A 232-nucleotide genomic window follows, 5' to 3' on the forward strand; every position below is an offset into this window, starting at 1 on the left:
TAGGTTCTGCCGGGAATAGATAATTCCACACAGCCCACTACGGAATAGTCGCGCGCATCTTCCAGCGAAACGCCACGGTTGAGGAACGCTGGCACCACCACTTCATCGTTAAAGATTTGCGGAATACCGGTGCCGAGGCGAATGGTTTCGGCGGTTTTCATCAGGAACGGCGTGTCGATCAAGGCGTTAGTGCGCACGCCGAGGTTCGGTTGCGGTAATTGCACGCTTTGAT

Annotated in this window: 1 protein-coding gene; it reads right to left on the minus strand. The window is 54.7% G+C overall.

What is annotated here, in order from left to right; translation table 11 throughout:
• The coding region (locus SB756_RS35915) for a pyruvate formate lyase family protein (protein WP_410914017.1) at positions 1-197 on the minus strand (197 nt) is incomplete at its 3' end.
• Positions 198-232: the final 35 nt, after the last annotated feature.

Origin of the sequence: Pseudomonas sp. SIMBA_068 (assembly GCF_046534705.1) — a bacterium.
GTDB lineage: Bacteria > Pseudomonadota > Gammaproteobacteria > Pseudomonadales > Pseudomonadaceae > Aquipseudomonas > Aquipseudomonas putida.